Origin of the sequence: Mycobacteroides saopaulense (genome assembly GCF_001456355.1) — a bacterium.
GTDB lineage: Bacteria > Actinomycetota > Actinomycetes > Mycobacteriales > Mycobacteriaceae > Mycobacterium > Mycobacterium saopaulense.
This window is the reverse complement of the sequence record NZ_CP010271.1, coordinates 2,185,576-2,206,733: the sequence shown is the minus strand read 5'-3', so window position 1 is coordinate 2,206,733 and position 21,158 is coordinate 2,185,576. Positions and strand designations below refer to the sequence as shown.

The following is a 21,158-nucleotide window of genomic DNA, read 5'->3' as shown; positions in this document are numbered from 1 at the left end:
CAGGATTGGATGAACATGCCACCGCACCTCCTCGACGGCCAGCCCCACCAACACATCGACCGGCCCCGTCGCGTTCGTCAGCCGGGGGACCCGCTGCGCATCGGGATCGGCGGCCCGGTGGGGTCGGGCAAGACGGCACTGGTCGCCGCGCTGTGCCGCACGCTGCGCGACGAGATCTCGGTGGCGGTCCTGACCAACGACATCTACACCACCGAGGATGCCGACTTTCTACGCCGCCACGCGGTGCTTCCCGATGAACGCATCACCGCAGTTCAGACCGGCGGTTGTCCACACACCGCGATCCGCGATGACATCACCGCGAACCTCGACGCCATCGAAGATCTCATCGCCACCAACGAACCGCTCGACCTCATCCTCGTCGAATCGGGCGGCGACAACCTCACCGCCACGTTCTCCTCGGGCCTGATCGACGTGCAGATCTTCGTCGTCGACGTCGCAGGCGGTGACAAGGTACCGCGCAAGGGTGGCCCCGGCGTCACCTTCTCGGATCTGTTGGTGATCAACAAGACCGATCTGGCGCCGATGGTGGGCGCTGACTTGGGCGTGATGGCCCGCGATGCGGCTGCTGTGCGCGATGGTCGTCCGACCGCGATGATCTCCCTGACCGAAGACCCCACGGCCTCCGAGGTATTGGCCTGGGTCCGAAGCCATCTCGAGGGACCGCACACCCACGCACCAGATTCCGATGCGCACTGAGGTCCAGATCGTCGCGCACAAGGGCCAACTGCCGCGGTTGCGCTGCACGGGCAGCCTGCAAGGCCGGCTCACCGACAGCGACACCGTACATCTCGTCGGCGTGGCCGCCAGTCCACTGGGCGGCGACAAGATCTTCGTACGCATCGAAGTCGGTGAGGGTGCGCTGCTGCGGGTGCGATCCGTGGCAGCGGCGGTGGCGCTGCCCGGCCGCGACAGCCTTCGGTCCTCGACCGCGTGGGACTGCTCGGTGGCCGGCGAGCTCGATCTGGACCCGGCGCCAACCATCGTGGCGGCCAACGCCTCTCACCATTCAGACGTCACCGTTCGCGGATCGGCGGGTGCCAGACTGCGTCTACGGGAGCGCGTACAGATCGGCCGCGCAGGGGAGTCTTCAGGTTTCTGGAGCGGCCAACTGGACGTCGATGTCGACGACAGCCCGCTACTGCGACATCGCGTCGAGCTCGGCGCGGGATCGGTGACCGACGACGTATTGGGCTGCCCGCTGGCATTGGTCAACGAGCTGCGCTACCCGGCAACCAATCTCGACACACCTGTCCCCGCCGACGCCACCGTGCTGCGCCTGGCCGGCGACGCTTCCCTGCTCACCTGGCAGGGGCAGCGCCTTCCGTCCGAGTGACCCCGCTCTAGCTTGCGGCTTTTTCTTCCTGCGGCTGTTGGGCCTTCTCGTCGTCGCCGTTCTTCTCGGCGACCAGCTCTTCGAGCTGGTCCAAACGAGTTCGCGCCCACGCCTGCTGCTCGGTGATCGCCATCTGCCCGCGCGAGCGCGTCATGAAGGCGATCGACCACAGGATCAGGGTCACCAGGCGATTCTTGAACCCAACCAGGTAGACCAAGTGCAGCGCCAGCCAGCTCAGCCAGGCGATGAATCCGCTGAACTCCAGCTTGCCGATCTTGACGACGGCGTTGTACCGCGAGACGGTGGCCATCGAGCCCTTGTCGAAGTACTTGAAGGGAGCACGCTCCTCGGCGCTGCGGCCCTTCAGCTCCGCCTTGATCTGCTTGGCTGCGTATCGCCCGCCCTGGATTGCCCCCTGGGCCACACCGGGCACACCATCGACGGCCATCATGTCGCCGACCACAAACACGTTGGGGTGACCGGGAATTGACAGGTCCGGCCCCACCTTGACACGCCCGGCGCGATCCAGCTCGACGCCCGACTGCTCGGCCAGGTTCTTGCCGAGGGGGCTCGCGGAAACACCTGCCGACCACACCTTGCACCACGATTCGATGCGCTCCACGGTGCCATCGGAGTGCTTGACGGTGAGGCCGTTCCGGTCCACATCGGTGACCATGGCACCCAATTGGATCTCAACGCCCAGCTTCTCCAGGCGCTTGCGGGCCTTGTCGCCGAGCTTGGGGCCGAAGGGCGGCAGCACGGCGGGCGCGGCGTCCAGCAGGATGACCCTGGCATCGGTGGGATCGATATGCCGGAAGGTGCCCTTGAGGGTCTCATTGGCCAACTCGGCGATCTGCCCGGCCATCTCGACGCCGGTGGGGCCGGCACCGACCACCGTGAAGGTCATGAGTTTGCGACGCCGCACCGGATCGCTGGACCGTTCGGCCTGCTCGAATGCGCCGAGAATGCGTCCGCGCAGTTCCAGAGCGTCGTCGATGGTCTTCATCCCAGGGGCCCATTCGGCGAAATGGTCATTGCCGAAGTAGGACTGGCCGGCGCCCGCCGCGACGATCAGGCTGTCGTAAGGCGTCGAGTAGTCGTGTCCCAGAAGCGAGGAGTGCACCACCTGGTTCCCCAGGTCGATGCTCGTCACATCGCCGAGGACCACCTGGGCGTTGTCCTGATCCTTCAGGATCTGCCGGGTCGGGGGAGCGATCTCGCCCTCCGAGATGATCCCGGTGGCCACTTGGTACAGCAGCGGCTGGAACAGGTGATGGGTGGTGCGCGCGATCAGCGTGACATCGACGTTCGCACGTTTGAGTGTCTTGGCAGCGGTGAGACCACCGAATCCCGAACCGATGATGACAACCCGGTGTTTGGGTGTCAGCGCGTCCTTGATCTTGGGCTTCGGATTGGCGGCTCCGGGCACCGGAGCCGCGGGGGCGGCGACATTAGGCGCCGCAAGGCCGGCGGCGTCTGGTGTCGTGCTCATCGATCACTCCTCATCGAATGGTGTCTCAACTGGGGTTATTCACCTTGTCTGACACTTGGTCCAACACCCCAACCGTAGTCGGGATTTCCCCGCACGTCGCGTCACTTAGTTTAGCGAAATATCTCACATGGTCTCTGGTCGCCAGCCTGGATCACGTCCCGACATCGCGAGCATGTGGTCGAACTGCGGCGCGCCCGCCGGGACCGCCAGCTGCGGGCCGAACAGGCCGGGTATCCCGCTATCCGAGGCGAGCGCGCTGATGAACCCGTACAGACCCGGATCGGTGCCCTCGGGCAGGTCGAACGGCTGACCGGTCGCTGCCGCCAAATCCCAGCCGTGCAGCACCAGTTCGTCCAGAGCCACCATCGCCACCTGGTCATTGGGCATGACGGTTCCGGCAATGGTCGACTCGCCCTGCCAGACTCCTGGTTGCTTCCAGGTCTCGACGAGATCGGCGAGCCGCTGCGGTAACACGGTCCGCCACTGCGGGTCGAGGTCCTCGGTGAACGACGGGCCCGACAGGTCGATGCCCAGTGCCGCGGCCTCCTCGGGCGCGGTGACGTACCGGAAGGCCGTCGACAGGCCCAGTAGGTGGTTCAACAGCGCACGTACCGTGAGGTCGGCACAGGGAGTCGGGTCGTCCAACGCATCGTCGGATACGCCGGCAAGAAGCGCCTCCACCGCCGAGGCGGCGGGCTGCAGGCTGAACAGTGCGTCCATATCCCACATCCTGCCGAAGGATCGCGCGATCGAGGACGAATCCGGCCGACTAGTCCTTGAACAGCGGGCGAAGAGTGTTGCCGATCAGTTCCACGACGCCGGGGACGTGCCCGTTGGCCGTCGCGTTGAGCGTGACGGAGTCGATGCCCTGATCGAGCACACGGGTTTGCACCTGCTCGGCGATTTCCTCGGGGCTGCCCACCAGGGTGCGTCCCAGGACCTGGGCCCGGGCTTCCTCGGGCAACGTCTCGAGGTCGATACCGTTCTTACGCAGCTGCTCTCCGGCCAGCTTCCAGGCCGTCGCCGAGTCATCGTCGATGAACACCGAGAAGAACGCCGAGGTTTCCAGGGTCGACGGATCCCGGCCGGCCTCCTCACAGCGCTGCCGCAACACGGCCAGCTTGTGCGGAATCTCGTCCAGCGAACTGAGCAGGTTCAGATGATCGGCGTACTTCACCGCCAGACCGAAGGTCTTCTTCTCGCCGCTGCCGCCGATCATGATCGGAATGTTCGGCCGGATGCGGGGCTCGTTCAGCGCCGATTCCGTGCGGTAGTACTTGCCCTCGAAGGTGGGGCGCTCGCCGCGGAGCATCGGCGGAATGATCTCCAGCGCCTCGGTCAGCCGCTCGAAACGGTCGGTGAAGGTACCGAATTCGAACCCCAGCTGCTGATGTTCCAGTTCGAACCATCCCGCGCCGATACCCAGGATCGCGCGCCCGCCGCTGACCACGTCGAGGGTGGTGATGGTCTTGGCCAGCAGAGCCGGATTGCGGTACGTGTTGCCGGTCACCAGCGTCGAGAGCTGGATGGTTTCGGTCGCACTCGCCAGCGCACCCAGGGCGGTGTATGCCTCCAGCATGGGCTGATCCGGGGTGCCGATCATGGGCAGCTGATAGAAGTGATCCATTACGAAGACCGTGTCGAATCCCGATGCCTCCGCCTCACGCGCCTGTCTGACGACGGTGGGGAAGAGGTCGGCGACGCCGGTGCCGTAGGAGAAGTTGGGGATCTGGTATCCGAGCCGAATGGTCACCCGGCCAGACTACGCCCGATCCGCCGATACGGCATTACTGTCTTGCCCCGCAAGGCAATTCGATGATCTACGGCTGGAGTGCACTCCAGCTTCTGTCAGCTAACGCCGGCGGGGACGCCGCGGCTGACGTGCAACGTCTGACCGGTGATGTGACGCGCCTGTGGGCTGGTGAGGAACAATGCCAGCCGGGCGATCTCTGCGGCCACCAGTTCATGTGCGCCATCGGCGCTGTCGAGGCCGTCGTAGTTGGCCTCGGCCGACTGTCCGGGCGCGATGGTGTTGATGGTGATCCCGCGGGTACCCATCCGCTCGGCCTGCTCGGCGGTCCATGCCGACAGGGCGGCCTTGGCGGCCGTGGTCGCACCCGACCGGTCGCGGGTCCCGAGCGTGCACAGGTTGACAATCGCCGCGCCGGAACGCAGGTGATCACCGATGGACTGCACGGTCAGCACCGCCGTCAGCACGCTCGATTCGTACCGGGACAGCCAGGCTTCGCCGGTATCGGTGAGGGTTCCCAGATGCGGCCCGGGTTCGCTCCAGACGGGATTGGGGATGTTCACGATGGCGTCGAGATGCTGGGGGAACAGCTCGACGTTCTCTTCCAGGCTGTCGGGGTCGGCGTTGTCGCACACGATGGCGTCGACCTCGAGCTCCTTGGCCGCGATTTCCAACTCGTCGGCGTTGGGGCCGGTGATGACGACTCGATGGCCGGCGTTACGGAACTCCGCAGCGACCGCCCGGCCGACCTCGTTAACCGCTCCGGTTACCAGTACGTCCATGGCGGTACCTTCCTTAGCTTCCTGCAAGCCTTACCGATCCGCGCCTGTCGCCAGGTCTGATCAGCTTGATCGTGACACAACCCGGACCTCATACCCCGGATTTGGCGGCCGGGTCGCACGGGTTTGACGACCAATATTACTGGACGGTAGCAATATGCTCGACCACCGCGTATCGCCCCAGGTACGGCTAGGGTTGTGCCGATGACCGGTAGACGGATCCTGGGTCCACTGAAACTCCTCTCCGCGGTTCTCCTCGCAGGTTCGCTGGCCATGTCGGGTTGCGGCTCACGGACGGCGTCTCAGGACAGCACAGCGGCCCCGTCGCCGGGTTCGGACTCGGCCGCCGTTCGGCTGCACGTGCTGGCCGCCGCATCGCTGCGCAAGGCCTTCACCGAAATCGGGAAGTCTTTTGAATCGACCCACGCGGGGACAACGGTCGAGTTCACCTTCGCCGGGTCCTCGGATCTGGTCACGCAGCTCACGCAGGGAGCTCAGGGCGACGTGTTGGCCACCGCCGATTCGGCCAACATGGATAAGGCATGGAAGGCGCATTCGGTCATCAATCCCGTCGACTTCGCCGCCAACACGCTGACCATCGTCGTCGCTCCGGGCAATCCCAAGGGCATCGCCGCGTTCGGCGACCTGGGCCGGCCGGGGCTTGACCTGGTGGTGTGCGCCCCGCAGGTTCCGTGCGGAGCGGCCACCGCCACCGCATCCAAAGAGACTGGTGTGCCGTTGAATCCGGTCAGCGAGGAGTCCTCGGTGACCGATGTGCTGAACAAGGTGATCGCGGGTCAGGCCGACGCCGGTCTGGTGTACGTCACCGATGCCAAGGCGGCGGGCGACAAGGTCACCGCCGTCGCCTTCCCCGAGGCACAGTCGATCGTCAACACTTATCCGATTGCGGTGACCGCGAACTCACGCAGTCCGGAACGCGCGAACCAGTTCGTCGAAACCGTCACCGGGGACGCCGGGCACAAGATTCTGGCCGCTGCGGGGTTCTCCGCGCCGTGACGCCCGCACCCGGTCTGCCGCGCTGGGTGTACGTGCCGGCATCCATCGCGACGGTGCTGATCGTGCTGCCGCTACTGGCGTTGGTGGTGAAGGCGGACTGGGCCCAGTTCCCGGCACTGATCACCAGCCCGGCATCCCAGGCCGCCCTTCTGCTCAGCATCAGGACGTGTTTGGCGAGCACGGCGCTGTGCCTGGTGTTGGGGGTGCCGCTGGCCGTCGTGCTGGCTCGTGGGCCCCGCTGGACGACTCGGCTGCTGCGCCCGATAATCCTGTTGCCGCTGGTACTGCCGCCCGTCGTCGGTGGCATCGCCCTGCTGTACGCCTTCGGCAAGCTGGGACTTCTGGGCCATTACCTGGACGCCGCCGGAATCCACATCGCGTTCTCGACCTCCGCGGTGGTGCTGGCGCAGACCTTTGTGTCACTGCCGTTCCTGGTCATCAGCCTGCAGGGCGCACTGGCCTCGACGGGACAGCGTTACGACGACGTGGCGGCCAGCCTTGGAGCGCCGCCCACCACCGTGCTACGCCGGGTATCGCTCCCGTTGGTGATGCCGGCGCTGGTGTCGGGAACGGTCCTTGTTTTCGCGCGCGCCCTGGGCGAATTCGGTGCCACGTTGACGTTCGCGGGATCGCGACAGGGTGTCACGCGCACGCTGCCGCTGGAGATCTACCTACAGCGCGAATCCGATGCACAGTCCGCGGTAGCCCTGTCACTGCTCCTGGTATCAGTGGCGGCCGTCGTACTCGCCGTGGTCGGTGCGCAGACCTGGCGCCCCGGCGGGTGGCGCTGATGAGCGAACTGCGATTCGACGCAGGGCATTCCGGGCGCGACGTGCGGGCCGCGTTCACGGTCGCGGCGGGGGAGACCGTGGCCATCGTCGGACCCAACGGGGCTGGTAAATCGACGTTGCTGGCACTCATCGCTGGTCTGTTACGACCCGACACCGGACAGATCACGCTGGGCGAGCATGTGCTGACGGACTGTGCCACGGGCATTTTCGTCCCCACACACCGGCGCCGGACGGCGCTTCTGCTTCAAGAAGCCTTGTTGTTCCCACACCTGACGGTGGCCGGCAACGTCGAGTTCGGAATGCGCGGTAAACGGCACGGCGAAACCCCCGCCGCGCGCGACCGCTGGCTGCAATCGGTGGGGGCGAGTGATCTCGCCGGACGCCGGCCGGGCGAACTGTCCGGTGGGCAGGCGCAGCGGGTGGCCATCGCGCGGGCGCTGGCCACCGAGCCCGATCTGGTGCTCCTCGACGAACCGCTGGCCGGTCTGGACGCCGACAGCGCCCCTGCCGTCCGGGCACTGCTGGCAAGGGCGCTGGGACGCAACGGCCAATGCGCGCTGATGGTGACCCACGACATCATGGATGCGGTCGCCATCGCCGATCGGGTGATGGTGCTCGAGGCCGGACGAGTTGTCGAGCTGGGGGACACCGCCACCGTGTTGGCCCGCCCGACCAGCCAGTTCGGTGCACGCTTCGCCGGGGTGAACCTTGTCCAGGGCGTCGTGGGTCCCGACGGCGCGCTCCACATCGACGATCTGGTCATTCACGGGGTGTGGTCCGGTGCCGAACGCCCCGAGCCAGGCCGACAGGCCGTCGCGGTGTTCGGACCGCGCGCCGTCGGCGTACATCTATCCCCACCCGGGGGTAGCCCACGCAATGTCATCGCGGTATCCGTCACGGCCCTTACCGCACATGGAGACAGCGTGGTTGTAACGGCAACCGCTGGGACCACGATATTCACCGCACATATCACCGCGGCCGCCGCGGCAGAACTCAGGCTGGCACCCGATGCGCCGGCATACTTTGCCGTGAAGGCCCACGAGGTCGTCATTCAGGCGGCGCAGTAGCTGGGGACGGGGACTTCGAGAGGAAACCTATGTTTGCGTCCGGTCAGCCAAACCCCTTGCCACCGCGCCGAATAATCTTGAAGTGGCGCCACTGGCAACTTTCGGTAAATCAGGCGCGCCGATTGCCGGTTACGCTTGCACGTGCACGACAAAACGGTACGTTCATTGGCATGCAGCAACCACGGGCAACATCGGCAGCGAAGCGGGCGCAACGAGCGCGGGTGATAGCGGCGGCCGTCGCGGTCACCTCGCTGTCCGGGGCAGGGGCGATCACCCTGGCCGCGGCACCGGCCGATCAGGCGCCGGCATCGATTCGCACGGCGGACATCCACCTGGTGACCACCGATGCACCCCCGCCGCCTGCGACGCCCGCCCCGGGCCAACCGGCACCCAATCCGGAGACGCCCACGACGGTGACTACACCTCCTGCCGTTCCGCCGCCCGGCACCGCCGCACCCACCACTCCGCCCGCACCCGGCGCGCCCGGCGCTCCGGCGGATGGCGGCCGCGTCAACAACGACCAGGGTGGCTTCAGTTACGTTGTGCCCCAAAGCTGGACGCCTTCGGACGCCCGTAGGTTGACCTATGGCTCCGCGCTGCTGACCAATCCGGCCGCACCGAACGGAAGCATCCTGCTGGGCCGTCTGGACCTCAAGCTCTTCGCCGGTGCCGAGCCCGACAATCAGAAGGCCGCACGCCGCCTGGCCTCGGATATGGGTGAGTTCTTCATGCCCTACCCGGGTAACCGCATCAACCAGGAAGACCAGAGCTTCGAGGTGGCCGGGATGCCCGCGGCTTCTTCGTATTACGAGGTCAAGTTCGATGACGCCGCCAAGGAGCCCGGTCAGATCTGGGCGGCGGCCGTGGGTAAGGGCAAGGACCGCTGGTTCATCGTCTGGCTCGGTACCGCGGCCTCACCGGTGGACAAGGGCGTGGCCAAGGCCTTGACCGAGTCGATCCGTCCGTGGACGCCGCCGACTCCGGCCACACCTCCGGCGGGACAGCCCGCCGACCCCAACCAGCCGCCACCCCCGCCCGCGGATCCCAACCAGCCGCCACCCCCGCCGGCCGATCCCAACCAGCCGCCACCGCCTGCCGCCCCCGCGGCACCTGGTGCACCGGCGCCCGAAGCAGTTCCGCCGGGACAGCCCGCGCCCCCGGCGCCTCCTGCCGCGCCTCCGGCACCGGGCGTGCCCGTCTAGCACTCAGTCCACGACGAGCGCCCTGCTGCCCGACGAATCCGACGGGCAGCAGGGCGCAGGTCTGGCGACTATCCGAGGTGGGACGGGCTCGCGGCGGTCTTCCGTACCGCCTGGTCAAGCCGATTTAGCTTTTTGTTTTCCCCGCGATGAACTTGTAGACGACCAGCAGAATCACTGCGCCCACCAGGGCACCGAGGAATGCGTGATTGATCGGCGGCGTGATCGTGAACTTGTGCGGCGCGAAGACCAGGCTTCCCAACGTCCCGCCGACGTAGCCGCCGACGATGCCCAGCAACGCTGTCACAATCCAGCCGAAGTTTTCCTTGCCGGGCACGATCAACCGGGCGATCCAGCCGACGATCAGGCCAAGAATGATCATCCAAATGATGTTCAACACCATGTCTAGCTCCTTCGAGTATGTGTCCTTCAGGAAACGAGCGTCGACCCTGTGCCGATGCTAGTGGAACAGCGGTTCGGGCGGGCGAAGTAACGCGCCACCGCGAGCGATGTGCCGCCTCACGCACCATATGTTCCGGTGGTGAGGACGCCGTGACAGCCGGATAACCTCGACGGAAGAATTCGGGAATCTCCCTGGCTCACCATGATGGGGTGACCGAACTCAGTGCACCGCCGAGCACACGCCGCGCCGCGTGCTCGTATTGCGGTGTGGGCTGCGGGGTCGTGGTGCGTACCGACGCACCGTCGGCAGGTCCGGTCACCATTGCGACCGTCGAGGGCGATGCACTCCATCCCAGTAACCACGGCCGCCTGTGCACCAAGGGCGCCACCCATGCGCAGCTGATGGCCGCCGACGGCCGCATGACCACGGCACATGTCCGTTCCACTCGCGACCAGGAACTCGTCCCCGCACCGTTGGCGACCACGACCGCCGAGACCGGACGACGGCTCCGCCACATCCTCGACAACGACGGACCCGATGCGATTGCGCTGTACGTGTCCGGCCAGATGAGCCTGGAAGCGCAATATCTGGCCAACAAGCTCGCCAAGGGATACATCCGGACCACGCATATCGAATCGAACTCTCGGCTCTGCATGGCGAGTGCCGGCACCGGGTACGCACAATCGTTGGGGGCCGACGGACCGCCGGGGTCGTACTCGGATATCGAGCAGAGTGACCTGTTCCTGGTCATCGGCGCGAACATGGCGGATTGTCACCCGATCCTGTTCCTGCGCATGGCCGACCGTCTCGGCAGCGGAGCACGGCTGATTGTGGCGGATCCACGGCGCACCGCCACTGCCGACCGCGCCGATCTGTTCCTGCAGATCACGCCGGGCACCGACCTCGCCCTGCTCAACGGGCTGCTGCATCTGCTTGTCGAGAACGGTGACATCGACTCCGAATTCATCGCCGAGCACACGGAGGGCTGGGCGGGAATGCCCGAGTTCCTCGCCACCTACACACCGCCGGTGGTCGCGGCCATCACGGGGCTAGCCGAGGCCGATATCCGCACTGCCGCACGGTGGATCGGCGAGGCCCGCGAGTGGATGACGCTCTGGACCATGGGCCTCAACCAGAGCACCCATGGCACCTGGAACACCAACGCGATCTGCAACCTACATCTGGCCACCGGAGCCATCTGCCGCCCCGGCAGCGGACCGTTTTCGTTGACGGGCCAGCCGAACGCGATGGGCGGCAGGGAGATGGGCTACATGGGCCCGGGATTACCGGGCCAACGATCCGTCAAGTCCGTCGCCGATCGCGAATTCGTCGAGAAGCAATGGCATTTGCCCCCCGGCTCCGTTCGTGCGGAGTTCGGCACCGGCACGGTCGACATGTTCGCCCAGATGGCCGCGGGGAGCATCAAGGCCTGCTGGATCATCTGCACCAATCCGGTGGCCTCGGTGGCAAATCGGCAGAACGTGATCGACGGCCTGCGACGCGCCGAGCTGGTGATCGCCCAGGACGCGTTTCTTTCCACGGCCACCAACGAGTACGCCGACGTCCTGCTGCCCGCCACGTTGTGGGCCGAATCCGATGGTGTTTCCATCAATTCGGAACGCACCGCCACCTTGACCAATCAGGCCGCCGAGGCGCCGGGCGACGCCCAGCCCGATTGGCGACTGATCTGCGATATCGCCACCGCGATGGGGTTCGGAGACGCCTTCGATTACGCCTCGAGCGAGGAGATCTTCGAGGAGATCCGCGCATTCTGGAATCCACGCACCGGGTATGACATGCGTGGCGTGAGCTACGCCCGGCTACGACAGGGCCCGGTGCAATGGCCGTGTCCACCCGACAGTGCCGGGGACCGGAACCCGATTCGCTATGTGAACGACGGGATCAGCCAGGACCTTCACGTCGCCGAGGACGGCACCGTGCCGCGGCTGGCCTTCCCGACCCCGTCCCGCCGGGCAGTGTTTCACGCCCGGGCGCACCGTGATCCCGCGGAACTCCCCGGCGAGGGATACCCCATGGTGCTCAACACCGGCCGCTTGCAACACCATTGGCATACCCTCACCAAGACGGGTCGTATCAAGACCCTCGACCGGCTCCACCCGTCGCCCTTCGTGGAGATCCACCCACACGATGCTGCGACGCTCGGGATCGCCGAGGGCGACATCGTCGAAGTCGCGTCACGGAGAGGCACCGCCGAGCTGCCCGCGGCCATCAGCGACAGAGTCAAACGCGGGAGCTGTTTCGCCCCGTTCCACTGGAACGACGCGCAGGGTCCGGGTCTGGCGATCAACGCGGTGACCAACGACGCCGTCGATCCGGATTCGCTGCAACCCGAATTCAAGGTCAGCGCGGTCACGCTGCGTCCCACCGGGCGATCGGTCGCCGACAACGCACCCGACAAGCTGACAGAAGCGCTGGGTGACATCGCAATTCTATGGACGTCGCAGACAGGCAACGCCGAGACCGCGGCCACCGCGGTGCACCGGCTGCTGGAATCGGCGGGAATCTCCGCGACGCTGACCGCGATGGACGAGTGCGACCCGGCCGATCTCGGCGACGTCCACACGGCGGTGCTCATCGCCAGCAGCTTCGGCGAGGGCGGGCCGCCCGACAACGGCGCACAATTCTGGTCGGCCTTGTCCGGCGACACCAAGCCCCTGAACCATATGCGTTATGCGGTACTGGGGTTCGGCGACCGCGCATATGCAGACTTCTGCGGTCACGCCAAGGCCCTAGACTCGCGGCTACACGAGCTGGGAGCCACTCCGGTGCTCGGGCGGGTGGATGGAGAAGCCACCGACCGAACACTCGTCGCGTCCTGGACCGCGGACCTACTGGAAGCGATCGGCGACGGTACCGCCGCGAGCGCCGAGGCAGCCCGGCGATTGCGCAGCGACGGGCTGCCGGTAGCCGCGCCGGAACGCTTCACCCGTGATGCACCCATCCTGGCGGCGTTGTCGCACAACGAGATTCTTTCCGCACCCGGCTCCGGCAAGGAGGTTCGGCGCATCGAGTTCGACCTGACCGGTCACGACGTCGAATACTCGGTGGGCGACGCGCTCGGCATCTATCCGACGAACCGCGAGGAAGATGTCCAACGCTGGCTCGCCGCAACCGGTTTCGATGCCGAACTGCCGATCACCATCGACGGCGGTGAACTTCCGCTGGCCACCGCTCTCGCCAGTCACTACGACATCTGCCGCGTCACCGACGATCTGCTGCGCTTCGTCGCCGAGCGGCGCCGCGACAAGCCCGCCATCAAGTTGCTGCGGGGCCCCGACAGCGAAGCGCGCAAGCTGTGGCTGCAGGGACGCAACGCGCTGGACGTGATTCGCGAATTCCCCATCCGTGCCGGTATCGACGAATGGCAGCAGGTTCTGATCAGACTCACTCCACGTCAGTACTCGATCTCGTCGAGCCCGCTGGTCAGCCCGCAAGCCATCGGGCTGACGGTGTCCATCGTCCGCTACCGGGGACCGGACGGCTCGGCCCGTGGTGGCGTGGGATCGACATTCCTGGCCGATCGTGCTCAGCGACTTCCGGTCCCGATCTTTCTGCAGCGTTCACCGCATTTCCGCCCGCCCAGCACCTCGGATACGCCGATGATCATGATCGGGCCGGGAACAGGTATCGCCCCCTTCCGCGGGTTCCTGCAAGAACGCCGCGCGCTCGGGCACACCGGACCCAACTGGTTGTTCTTCGGCGATCAGCACCGCACGCAGCACTTCTACTACCGCGAGGAGCTCGACGGCTTCCTGCGCGACGGTTCGTTGCGCAGGCTCGATCTCGCGTTCTCACGCGACCAGGCCAAACGTATCTACGTGCAACATCGCATGATGGAGCAGGGAGCGCAGATGTGGCGGTGGCTCCGCGAAGGCGCACACCTGTACGTGTGCGGCGATGCCAGCCGCATGGCCAAGGATGTCGACGGCGCACTGCTCACCATTGCTCAAAAGCACGGACGGTTGTCGGGGGAGCAGGCTCTCGAGTTCCGCAAGGAGCTCGTGGCCGAGAAACGGTACGTCCGCGACGTGTACTGACACACCTCGCGCTATATTCATCACGCGCGATGGATCTCGCCGGGGCTTGTCCCGAACCGCCACTGATGGCTGATAGTTCCTGTGTTGATGTGTCGTAACACGATGGGACCGAGTGTGACCGGTGGACACCCCCCGAAGTCTCCGCATCCGCGGCTTCACCTACGACCCTCCGCCCTGCTCTCGGTGTTCCTCGGCGGGGTATGCGGGACAGCGCTGCGCTTTTGGTTCGAGCAGATGTGGCCGGCCTCGGGTGCTTCCTGGCCGTGGGGAACATTCGCGGCCAATCTGTCCGGAGCGTTCATCCTCGGTGCGGCCCTGGAGGCACTCACCCTGCTCGGACCCGATGGCGGCTGGCGTCAGCGCATCCGGCTGTTTCTCGGAACGGGTCTTTGTGGCGCCTTCACCACGTACAGCGCACTCGCACTGGAGATCGACACCCTCACGCGTAACGGATTCCTGCTCACCGGCGTGGCGTATGCGTTGGTCAGCGTCACGGCGGGCTTGGTCGCCGCGCTGGGCGGGATAGCCGCCGCGGCCCGAGTTCTCGCACGCTATTCGGGCGGTCCCGAATGATGGTCGTGGCGGTCATCCTGGCCGGGGCGCTGGGAGCGGTACTGCGATTCGTGGTGGATTCGGCCGTCAAGTACCGGTGGACCCGTCGGTTTCCCTGGACGACGCTGTTCATCAACCTCACCGGATCGGCCCTCATCGGCCTGCTGGCCGGACTGGTGGTGTTCCACCACGCGTCCCCGCAACTGCTCACCCTGCTGGGCACCGGATTCTGCGGCGGCTACACAACCTTCAGCACCGCCAGTGTCGAGTCGGTGCGGTTGATCGAGCAGCGACGGTGGGCACTGGCGCTGTACAACACATTTGGGACATTGCTCGGCTCTGTCGGCGCATGTGCGGCGGGGCTGGCGCTGGGATGGGCGTTGGCGTGAGGATGGAGCTATGAGCGAGTCACCCGCCGCCCACTTGGTGGTCGGATGGGACCACTATCCGCCAAGCACCGCAGCACTACGCTTCGCGGTCGATCTGGGGCGACGGCTGGCCGCACACGTGCACGTTGTGCACATCCAGGACATGGACGACGAGCCGTTGGACCCCGACGGCGATAACTGGGAATCACAGTCGCGCACGGCTGTTGACGCCGCCGAAGCCGCGGCGCACGACGAACTCGCAGCCAGTGACGTGTCGTGGGAATACCACCGGGCACACGGCCCCACTGCCGTTCAGCTTCTCGCGGTGGCGCAGCGGCATGACGCTTTGATGATCGTCCTGGGGAGTCCACGGGGAGGACCCGCGTCGGCACTCGACACCCTCCTCGGGCAATCGGTGTCGCATCGCCTCATCGGCGCGAGGCGGGTTCCGCTCGTCCTGGTTCCCGGCGGCTGACCGTTCTCGCATAGCGAACGTTTCTGCGGTAGCCTTGCCCGGTGCGCAGCAAATGTCAGACCCGGTTGTCGGTGGACCGCGGCCCCGTCACGATCGAGGGGATGACCGTGACGCTGCGGCCACCCCGGCTGGCGGACGGCCCGTCCTGGCGAGAAACCGCACTGACGTTCACCGCGAGACTCTCACCGGCGTTCCATCGCGACGACATGGACTGGGAGAGCGCACATTCTCCGGTCATGTGGGTGGACACCTGGCGGTCGGCCCTCGCGGATGCGCGCGCGGGAGGCGTCTCGTATCTGCTGGTACGTATCGACGACGGTGCCGAAAAGGTCCTCGGCCATTTCTCGATGACCGGACATGATCCGCGCACCGGGGGCGCGGAGGTCTCCTCGTGGGCTGTCGATGTCCCGGCGGCGGTGAGTGCGTGGGCCCAGTTGACCACGGTGCTCTCGGCATTCGACGCAAGCCCCAACCTCCCACATGCCCTGGCGCCGGTTGCCGTGTCGAATATCCGCGCAAACCGGTTCTCCGAGTCCATGGGGTGGACCCAGCTACAAACACGTCGCGCGTTGCGCGCCTACGACGGGCAGTTGTCGGACCATCACATCTGGCTTCTCGCCAACACGGCCGACTATCGGGATTGGATCAGGCGTCGACTGACGGAGATCCCCCTCGCGAAAATGGATCTCGCGCCGCCCACATCCAGTGCGCCGCCGGCCGAATACCTGACCGCATGGGCGCGATTTGCCGTTATCCGCGCCCGCCAGCTGGTGCGTCGCAGATGGCACGCTCCGGCATCCGTTCGCTCATTCGAAATATCCTCCACCAGTGGGGAAGTGATACGCATCGAACCGGCGGATCGTGGTCGGTACCGCGTCTTGGTCGGCGGGCACCCGGGGGGTTCGGTCGATGTTCATTCCGACGCCGGAACCTCGACAACGGAGCTGGTGCCCCGGCTGAGCTCTTCGATATCGGACGCTGCCCGCATCTCGGTGGTGTCCATCCTCGCGAGCCATCTGGCAGATCGGCCGGACGGGTCGCGACGGACGGTCGTCGCGGTCCGCGACGTCGACTCAGCGCTCGCCGACCGGCTTGCCGCACAGGGCTTCCTCGACGAGGGGGAGGCGCCACCAAGCCTCGGAGAGCCCGGCGTCAAACGCCGGATGTGGACGCTGTTGACCACCGCGCAGCCGAAATAGACAGCCTGTACACCGCAATCGCCTTCTCGCAGTGGGCGATTAATCACCGATGCATCCGCGGCATGGTGCGCTACCCTGCCGTGATGCATGCGAGTCATCGACCGGTCGCCCCGAGCTGCCTGGGTCCGGTCGAAATCGACGGAATGACCGTCATGCTGCGCACGCCGCGGCTCTCCGACGGGCCGTCCTGGCGAGAAACCAATCTGCGTTACGAAAAGCGGCTGGCACCGGCCTTCGGCCGCACGGACATGTCCTGGGCCGCGGCGCATTCGCCGTACATGTGGATCGACACCTGGAAGCAGGCCCTGGCCGACGTGGCACGCGGTGGGGCCTCATATCTGCTCGTACACCTCGATGCGGGTCGTGAACGCGTGCTGGGGCACCTGAGCATGGCGGGGCGACACCCGCGCACGGGCGGCACCGAGGTATCGACATGGACCGCCGGGGTTCCCCACACGGTGACCAAGTGGGCACAAACATCCCTGATCATCGCCGGATTCGAGGCCAACCCCGACGTTCCGCACGCAGTGGCGCCGCTTGCGGTGCAGAACGTCGCGGTGCAGAAACTGGCCGAGTCGGTCGGCTGGTCACAGCTGCAAACATGCCGTCGGCTCCGCGAATACGGCGGCCGGCCAACCGATCACCAGATTTGGTTCCAGAGCAACTCAACCGAGAATCTTGCCACGCTCCGCCGCGCGCGAGATGCACTCTCGAACAACATGCCTTCGTGGAAGGTCGGACGCCGGACGGCGGTCTCGTGGGGTGACCTGGTGGCGCGTGGGCACTACGAACTCCGCAGTCGCTGTCGGCGCACCGTGGCTGCTGCCCCGGACCGCCAGATCGAGGTGGTGGCCGACCGGCCTGCGGGCACCGTCGAGATAGCCGTCGACCCGGGTAGCTCCACGACCGAGCTCATCGGCAGACCACGTCCCGATGCGCCCGAGGACGCACTCACCCCGACCATCGCCGACCTGGCCGGGCGCATGGCCCTCGGTCCCGCGACCACGAGACGGATCGTCGTTGCGCCACGGGTCGATGACCAACACCTGATCGGCGCCCTCGCCGCGCACGGCTTCCAGAGCGAGGGGCCGACGCTGCCGAGTCTGGGCGAGTCCTTCGGCGGGCGTGAACTATGGGCGTACGTGGCGGGTATCTAGTTCTGTCGGCCACGTGCACAGGCCTCGGCCAACAACGGCCTGACGACGTCGGCAAAGGTGTCCTCACCCGGATTGACCACGCATATCCATTTGGCACCGCCATACTCCGGATGAGGCAGGATCCGATCGAACTCGGTGTAGTCGACCTCTACCGAGACATCGCAGCCTCCCGCGATGTTCGCAAAAGTGTCACCGCCGACCCCGATGTTGAGTCGATACACCGCCGGGCGCCCCAAATCTGAGTACGTGTCGAATGCCTCGTTGGACATCAGGGTGATCACCGGCACCTGACGGTCGTCGCCGCGGAAAAAGAACCAATTGCCCTGCACAACCTCGTGTTGTAGATCCGGGAACGTCGTGATGATGTATTCGATGACGGCGCCTTCGTCGATGCCCACAGTCATGCCATCGAACGTACCGGCCTAGGCTGCTGACATGTTGCGCGCGGGAATCGTGGTCACGGGCACCGAAGTCCTCACCGGGCGGGTCGCCGACGCAAACGGGCCATGGCTTTCCGAGCATCTCCGAGAAGTGGGGGTTGACGTAGCCCATATCTGCGTCTGCGGGGACCGCAAAGAGGATCTGATAGCGCAACTGGAGTTTCTCGCCGATCAAGGGGTCGATCTCATCGTCACCTCCGGCGGACTCGGGCCCACCGCAGACGACATGACGCTGCCCACCGTGGCCGAATTCGCCGGTACCACACTCATTTTCAATGCCGCCCTAGAAGCTGCCATCATGGATCGGCTGCGGCCGATGGCGAAGCGCTGGGAGAACGTCGACTGGGAGGCGTTGCGTGTCGGCATTGCCAAACAGGCGCTCGTACCTGCGCAGGGACAGGCGCTGGATCCGGTAGGCACCGCACCCGGTGCAATCATGTGCAAGGGCAAGGTGGTCATCATCGTGCTGCCGGGGCCCCCGCACGAGCTTCAACGGATGTGGTCGTCGGCCGTCGATGCCGCGCCCTTCCGGGCGCTGGTGGGAGAAGACGCCGCGGCCATCGAACAGACCACCCTGCGCCTGTACGGCATCACCGAACCGGATATCGCCGAGACCCTCCGGCTCGCCGAATCGGAGCTGGGAAGCCTTGGCGCACTGGAGATCACCACCTGCCTGCGGCGTAGTGAGGTGGAGGTGGTCACCCGATTCGAGTCGTCTGCCGGCCCCATCTGGGATCGCCTCCATGAGTTCATCCACACCCGGCATGGTTCGGCGCTGTTCTCTTCCGACGGTTCGACCGTCGATGAGCTGGTGGCCCGGTTGCTGAGCGGGAGACGTCTGGCCGTTGCCGAGTCGTGTACCGCGGGGTTGTTGGGGGCCCGGATCGCCGATGTTCCGGGTTCATCCGCGTACTTCCTGGGCGGTGTCATCAGCTACGCCAATGACGTCAAAGTGGGTCAGCTGCATGTGGATCCACAGCTGCTCACCAGTCATGGGGCGGTGTCACCGCAGGTCGCCGAGGCCATGGCGGACGGTGCGCTGAAGGCGCTGGGTGCCGATGTCGCGGTGTCCACCACGGGCGTTGCCGGGCCGGGCGGCGGTACGCCGGACAAGCCGGTGGGAACGGTGTGTTTCTGCGCGAAGACCGCGGCGGGGGAGAAGGCCGATCTCCGGGTTGTCATCCCGGGTAATCGCAACCAGATTCGCGAGCGCGCAACCACCGTCGCCCTACATCTGCTGCGCAGGCTGTTACAGCAGTAACCACTACTCGCTGAAGGGTGCGGCCTTGACCAGCAGCGGGAACGCCGCATAGCGAGTCAGCCACGCCGCCCGCCCCCTGGGCACCGCTGCGCCTTCGTTCGCCCACGCCTTGAGCATGTGTCGCTTGAATTCCAATCGGGGGTGCCGGCGCAGTAGCTCCTCTACCCACGCGGCGTCGAGGTCTGACAGCCGTAGCCCGAACACGTCGGTGCCCGCCCCCGCCGATACGAATCCACCTGGGTCTGCAAGGTTTTCGCTGGCTCCCAGCGTGATGTGCGCCGCGATCGCGGCGCCGACGGCCTCCGCACGATCCTCGGGAGCCCCATGAGCCCTGACGAACTGCGCGGCGCGCTCACCACCGACCACCGCGAAACACCGCCCCGGTGTCGGGTGCTCCAGCTGCAGATCATGCAGCAGGCTGGAGACGTATACGAGTTCGTCGTCGACTTGCACACCGTCCAGCAGTGCCAATGCCTTTCCGAAGAAGTATGTGCGGTACGAGTGTTCAAGCACGTGCCCGGTGACACAATCCCGCGCCTCCTGCTCGGCCGCGAGCGCAAGCGCGGAATCGGGCACGGCGATCGACTCGAACTCGACTCGACCCTGCCCACGACGGCCCACCCGGGTTTTGACCGCATCGCCAACCATCGCGGGCAATGCGCGAAACAAACGGCCCAACAGAGCACGCCGTTGGGCGCTGGAGACCTCGCCACCGGTTCGGGTCGCCCAGTGCCAGTCCAATTCGGTCGTCGTCATCTTGTGAGTCAAGACCGCGGCGCCGACGGCGGCCAGTGGCATGAATGCCACAGATGCTCGGATTCATGCCATAGTGAGGTATGGGCACCAAGACGGTGGCGGCACTCGCTCTCGACGGCGTCATCACCTACGACTTGGCGTGCGCCGTGCAGATGTTCCGCAGAGGGCCGGGCCGCTCGGGCCAGCCGGACGGATTCGATCTGGTGACCTGTGGCCATCGTCCTGGAAGTGTCTGGACGCCAGATGGTTTCAATCTCGAAGTGGAACACGGCATCGATGCGCTTGAGACCGCCGACATCGTCGTCGTTCCCGCACGCGCCCCCCACGACTACCCGCCACCGGACGAGGTGTTGGGCGCACTGACGAGCGCCCATCAACGTGGGGCGGTGTTGTTCAGCATCTGCCTGGGCGCATTCGTCCTCGCCGCCGCGGGCTTGCTGGACGGGAGGCCCGCCACCACGCATTGGGAGTACTGCGACGACATGCGCAGGCTCTATCCGCTGGTCGATCTGCGGCCCGATGCGCTGTATGTGGACGATGGCGACATCCTCACCTCGGCGGGACTGTCGGCCGGCATGGACCTGTGCCTGCACGTGGTGCGACGCGAGTTGGGGGCCGCCGCGGCGTCGGATATGGCCCGCTGGAACGTGATGGCGCCGCACCGTGACGGCGGGCAGGCTCAGTTCATTCCGCCGAGCAAGACATCTCACGATTCCAGTGGTATCGGCCCCACGTTGAGCTGGGCGGCCGAGCGTCTCGCCGATGTCGACGATGTGTCCACACTGGCCCGCCACGCACATCTGAGCCTTCGGACGTTCAACCGCCGCTTCGGCGAGGAAGTGGGCACGACGCCCAAGCGCTGGCTCGACGTGCAGCGCGCCACCCGCGCTCGCGAATTGCTGGAGAATACCGACATGACCATGGAATCGATTGCCGCACAATGCGGATTCGGCAGCGTGACGGCCATGCGGACACATCTACGAAAGGTCACCGCGACGACGCCGAGTGCCTACCGCCGAGCATTCCGGCGGTAGGCAATT

At 66.1% G+C, this 21,158-nt stretch carries 21 protein-coding genes and 1 riboswitch; of the genes, 14 read left to right on the top strand and 7 right to left on the bottom strand.

What is annotated here, in order from left to right:
• Positions 1–15: 15 nt before the first annotated feature.
• Both ureG and MYCSP_RS11030 read left to right on the top strand, forming a co-directional pair.
• Positions 16–717, top strand: a complete 702-nt coding sequence (gene ureG, locus MYCSP_RS11035) for an urease accessory protein UreG (protein WP_083013395.1) — start codon at positions 16–18, stop codon at positions 715–717.
• Positions 707–1,354, top strand: a complete 648-nt coding sequence (locus MYCSP_RS11030; protein WP_088413794.1) for an urease accessory protein UreD — start codon at positions 707–709, stop codon at positions 1,352–1,354. Before ureG ends, MYCSP_RS11030 begins: the two co-directional genes overlap by 11 nt.
• A gap of 7 nt (positions 1,355–1,361) precedes the next feature.
• Here the strand turns inward: MYCSP_RS11030 and MYCSP_RS11025 are convergent, their stop codons facing one another.
• The 4 genes from MYCSP_RS11025 to MYCSP_RS11010 all read right to left on the bottom strand — a co-directional run bounded on the left by MYCSP_RS11025 (position 1,362) and on the right by MYCSP_RS11010 (position 5,378).
• Entirely contained in the window at positions 1,362–2,846 is a 1,485-nt protein-coding gene (locus MYCSP_RS11025) for an NAD(P)/FAD-dependent oxidoreductase (protein ID WP_088413793.1), read from the bottom strand.
• 123 nt (positions 2,847–2,969) lie between these two features.
• On the bottom strand, positions 2,970–3,566 hold the full coding sequence (locus MYCSP_RS11020) for a TIGR03086 family metal-binding protein (RefSeq protein WP_088413792.1): 597 nt from the start codon (positions 3,564–3,566) through the stop codon (positions 2,970–2,972).
• A gap of 49 nt (positions 3,567–3,615) precedes the next feature.
• The gene (locus tag MYCSP_RS11015) at positions 3,616–4,599 is read right to left on the bottom strand and encodes an LLM class F420-dependent oxidoreductase (RefSeq protein WP_088413791.1); all 984 of its coding nucleotides are present in this window, start codon (positions 4,597–4,599) and stop codon (positions 3,616–3,618) included.
• Positions 4,600–4,694: 95 nt separating this feature from the next.
• Positions 4,695–5,378: an SDR family oxidoreductase gene (locus MYCSP_RS11010; RefSeq protein WP_070912542.1), complete on the bottom strand. Its 684-nt coding sequence runs from the start codon at positions 5,376–5,378 to the stop codon at positions 4,695–4,697.
• A 201-nt stretch (positions 5,379–5,579) separates the two neighbouring features.
• Here MYCSP_RS11010 and modA point away from each other — a divergent pair, with 201 nt between their 5' ends.
• The 4 genes from modA to MYCSP_RS10990 all read left to right on the top strand — a co-directional run bounded on the left by modA (position 5,580) and on the right by MYCSP_RS10990 (position 9,452).
• A complete protein-coding gene (gene modA, locus MYCSP_RS11005; protein WP_088413790.1) occupies positions 5,580–6,392 on the top strand; it encodes a molybdate ABC transporter substrate-binding protein in 813 nt (270 codons plus the stop codon).
• A complete protein-coding gene (locus tag MYCSP_RS11000; protein ID WP_088413789.1) occupies positions 6,389–7,183 on the top strand; it encodes an ABC transporter permease in 795 nt (264 codons plus the stop codon). The genes modA and MYCSP_RS11000 overlap by 4 nt, the downstream gene beginning before the upstream one ends.
• Positions 7,183–8,250 (top strand): sulfate/molybdate ABC transporter ATP-binding protein, encoded by a 1,068-nt coding sequence (locus MYCSP_RS10995; RefSeq protein WP_088415576.1) that lies wholly within the window; start codon positions 7,183–7,185, stop codon positions 8,248–8,250. Before MYCSP_RS11000 ends, MYCSP_RS10995 begins: the two co-directional genes overlap by 1 nt.
• 170 nt (positions 8,251–8,420) lie before the next feature.
• Complete coding sequence (locus tag MYCSP_RS10990) at positions 8,421–9,452, top strand: APA family fibronectin-binding glycoprotein (protein WP_088413788.1); 1,032 nt, start codon at positions 8,421–8,423, stop codon at positions 9,450–9,452.
• A 124-nt stretch (positions 9,453–9,576) separates the two neighbouring features.
• Here the strand turns inward: MYCSP_RS10990 and MYCSP_RS10985 are convergent, their stop codons facing one another.
• Positions 9,577–9,852: a GlsB/YeaQ/YmgE family stress response membrane protein gene (locus MYCSP_RS10985; protein ID WP_070912546.1), complete on the bottom strand. Its 276-nt coding sequence runs from the start codon at positions 9,850–9,852 to the stop codon at positions 9,577–9,579.
• A 209-nt stretch (positions 9,853–10,061) separates the two neighbouring features.
• On the opposite strand from MYCSP_RS10985, the gene MYCSP_RS10980 reads away from it, so the two are divergent.
• From MYCSP_RS10980 to MYCSP_RS10950, 6 genes are all read left to right on the top strand, one after another.
• The gene (locus MYCSP_RS10980; protein WP_088413787.1) at positions 10,062–13,910 is read left to right on the top strand and encodes a bifunctional nitrate reductase/sulfite reductase flavoprotein subunit alpha; all 3,849 of its coding nucleotides are present in this window, start codon (positions 10,062–10,064) and stop codon (positions 13,908–13,910) included.
• 16 nt (positions 13,911–13,926) lie between these two features.
• A riboswitch (Fluoride riboswitch) is annotated at positions 13,927–13,999 on the top strand.
• Positions 14,000–14,012: 13 nt separating this feature from the next.
• Positions 14,013–14,483 (top strand): fluoride efflux transporter FluC, encoded by a 471-nt coding sequence (locus MYCSP_RS10970; RefSeq protein WP_088413786.1) that lies wholly within the window; start codon positions 14,013–14,015, stop codon positions 14,481–14,483.
• On the top strand, positions 14,480–14,851 hold the full coding sequence (gene crcB, locus MYCSP_RS10965) for a fluoride efflux transporter CrcB (RefSeq protein WP_083019894.1): 372 nt from the start codon (positions 14,480–14,482) through the stop codon (positions 14,849–14,851). Before MYCSP_RS10970 ends, crcB begins: the two co-directional genes overlap by 4 nt.
• Before the next feature lie 10 nt (positions 14,852–14,861).
• A complete protein-coding gene (locus MYCSP_RS10960; RefSeq protein WP_088413785.1) occupies positions 14,862–15,305 on the top strand; it encodes a universal stress protein in 444 nt (147 codons plus the stop codon).
• A 41-nt stretch (positions 15,306–15,346) separates the two neighbouring features.
• On the top strand, positions 15,347–16,504 hold the full coding sequence (locus MYCSP_RS10955) for a GNAT family N-acetyltransferase (RefSeq protein WP_157886174.1): 1,158 nt from the start codon (positions 15,347–15,349) through the stop codon (positions 16,502–16,504).
• Between the two features lie 83 nt (positions 16,505–16,587).
• Positions 16,588–17,661: a GNAT family N-acetyltransferase gene (locus tag MYCSP_RS10950; protein ID WP_157886173.1), complete on the top strand. Its 1,074-nt coding sequence runs from the start codon at positions 16,588–16,590 to the stop codon at positions 17,659–17,661.
• On the opposite strand, the gene MYCSP_RS10945 is transcribed toward MYCSP_RS10950, so the two are convergent.
• Positions 17,658–18,065, bottom strand: a complete 408-nt coding sequence (locus MYCSP_RS10945; RefSeq protein WP_088413783.1) for a DUF6194 family protein — start codon at positions 18,063–18,065, stop codon at positions 17,658–17,660. The two genes, MYCSP_RS10950 and MYCSP_RS10945, sit on opposite strands and share 4 nt — an antisense overlap.
• A 31-nt stretch (positions 18,066–18,096) precedes the next feature.
• On the opposite strand from MYCSP_RS10945, the gene MYCSP_RS10940 reads away from it, so the two are divergent.
• A complete protein-coding gene (locus MYCSP_RS10940; RefSeq protein ID WP_088413782.1) occupies positions 18,097–19,362 on the top strand; it encodes a competence/damage-inducible protein A in 1,266 nt (421 codons plus the stop codon).
• A 3-nt stretch (positions 19,363–19,365) separates the two neighbouring features.
• Here MYCSP_RS10940 and MYCSP_RS10935 read toward each other — a convergent pair whose 3' ends face one another.
• On the bottom strand, positions 19,366–20,160 hold the full coding sequence (locus MYCSP_RS10935) for an HD domain-containing protein (protein ID WP_407661695.1): 795 nt from the start codon (positions 20,158–20,160) through the stop codon (positions 19,366–19,368).
• 38 nt (positions 20,161–20,198) lie between these two features.
• Here MYCSP_RS10935 and MYCSP_RS10930 point away from each other — a divergent pair, with 38 nt between their 5' ends.
• Entirely contained in the window at positions 20,199–21,152 is a 954-nt protein-coding gene (locus tag MYCSP_RS10930; protein WP_083019882.1) for a GlxA family transcriptional regulator, read from the top strand.
• The last annotated feature ends 6 nt before the right edge of the window (positions 21,153–21,158 follow it).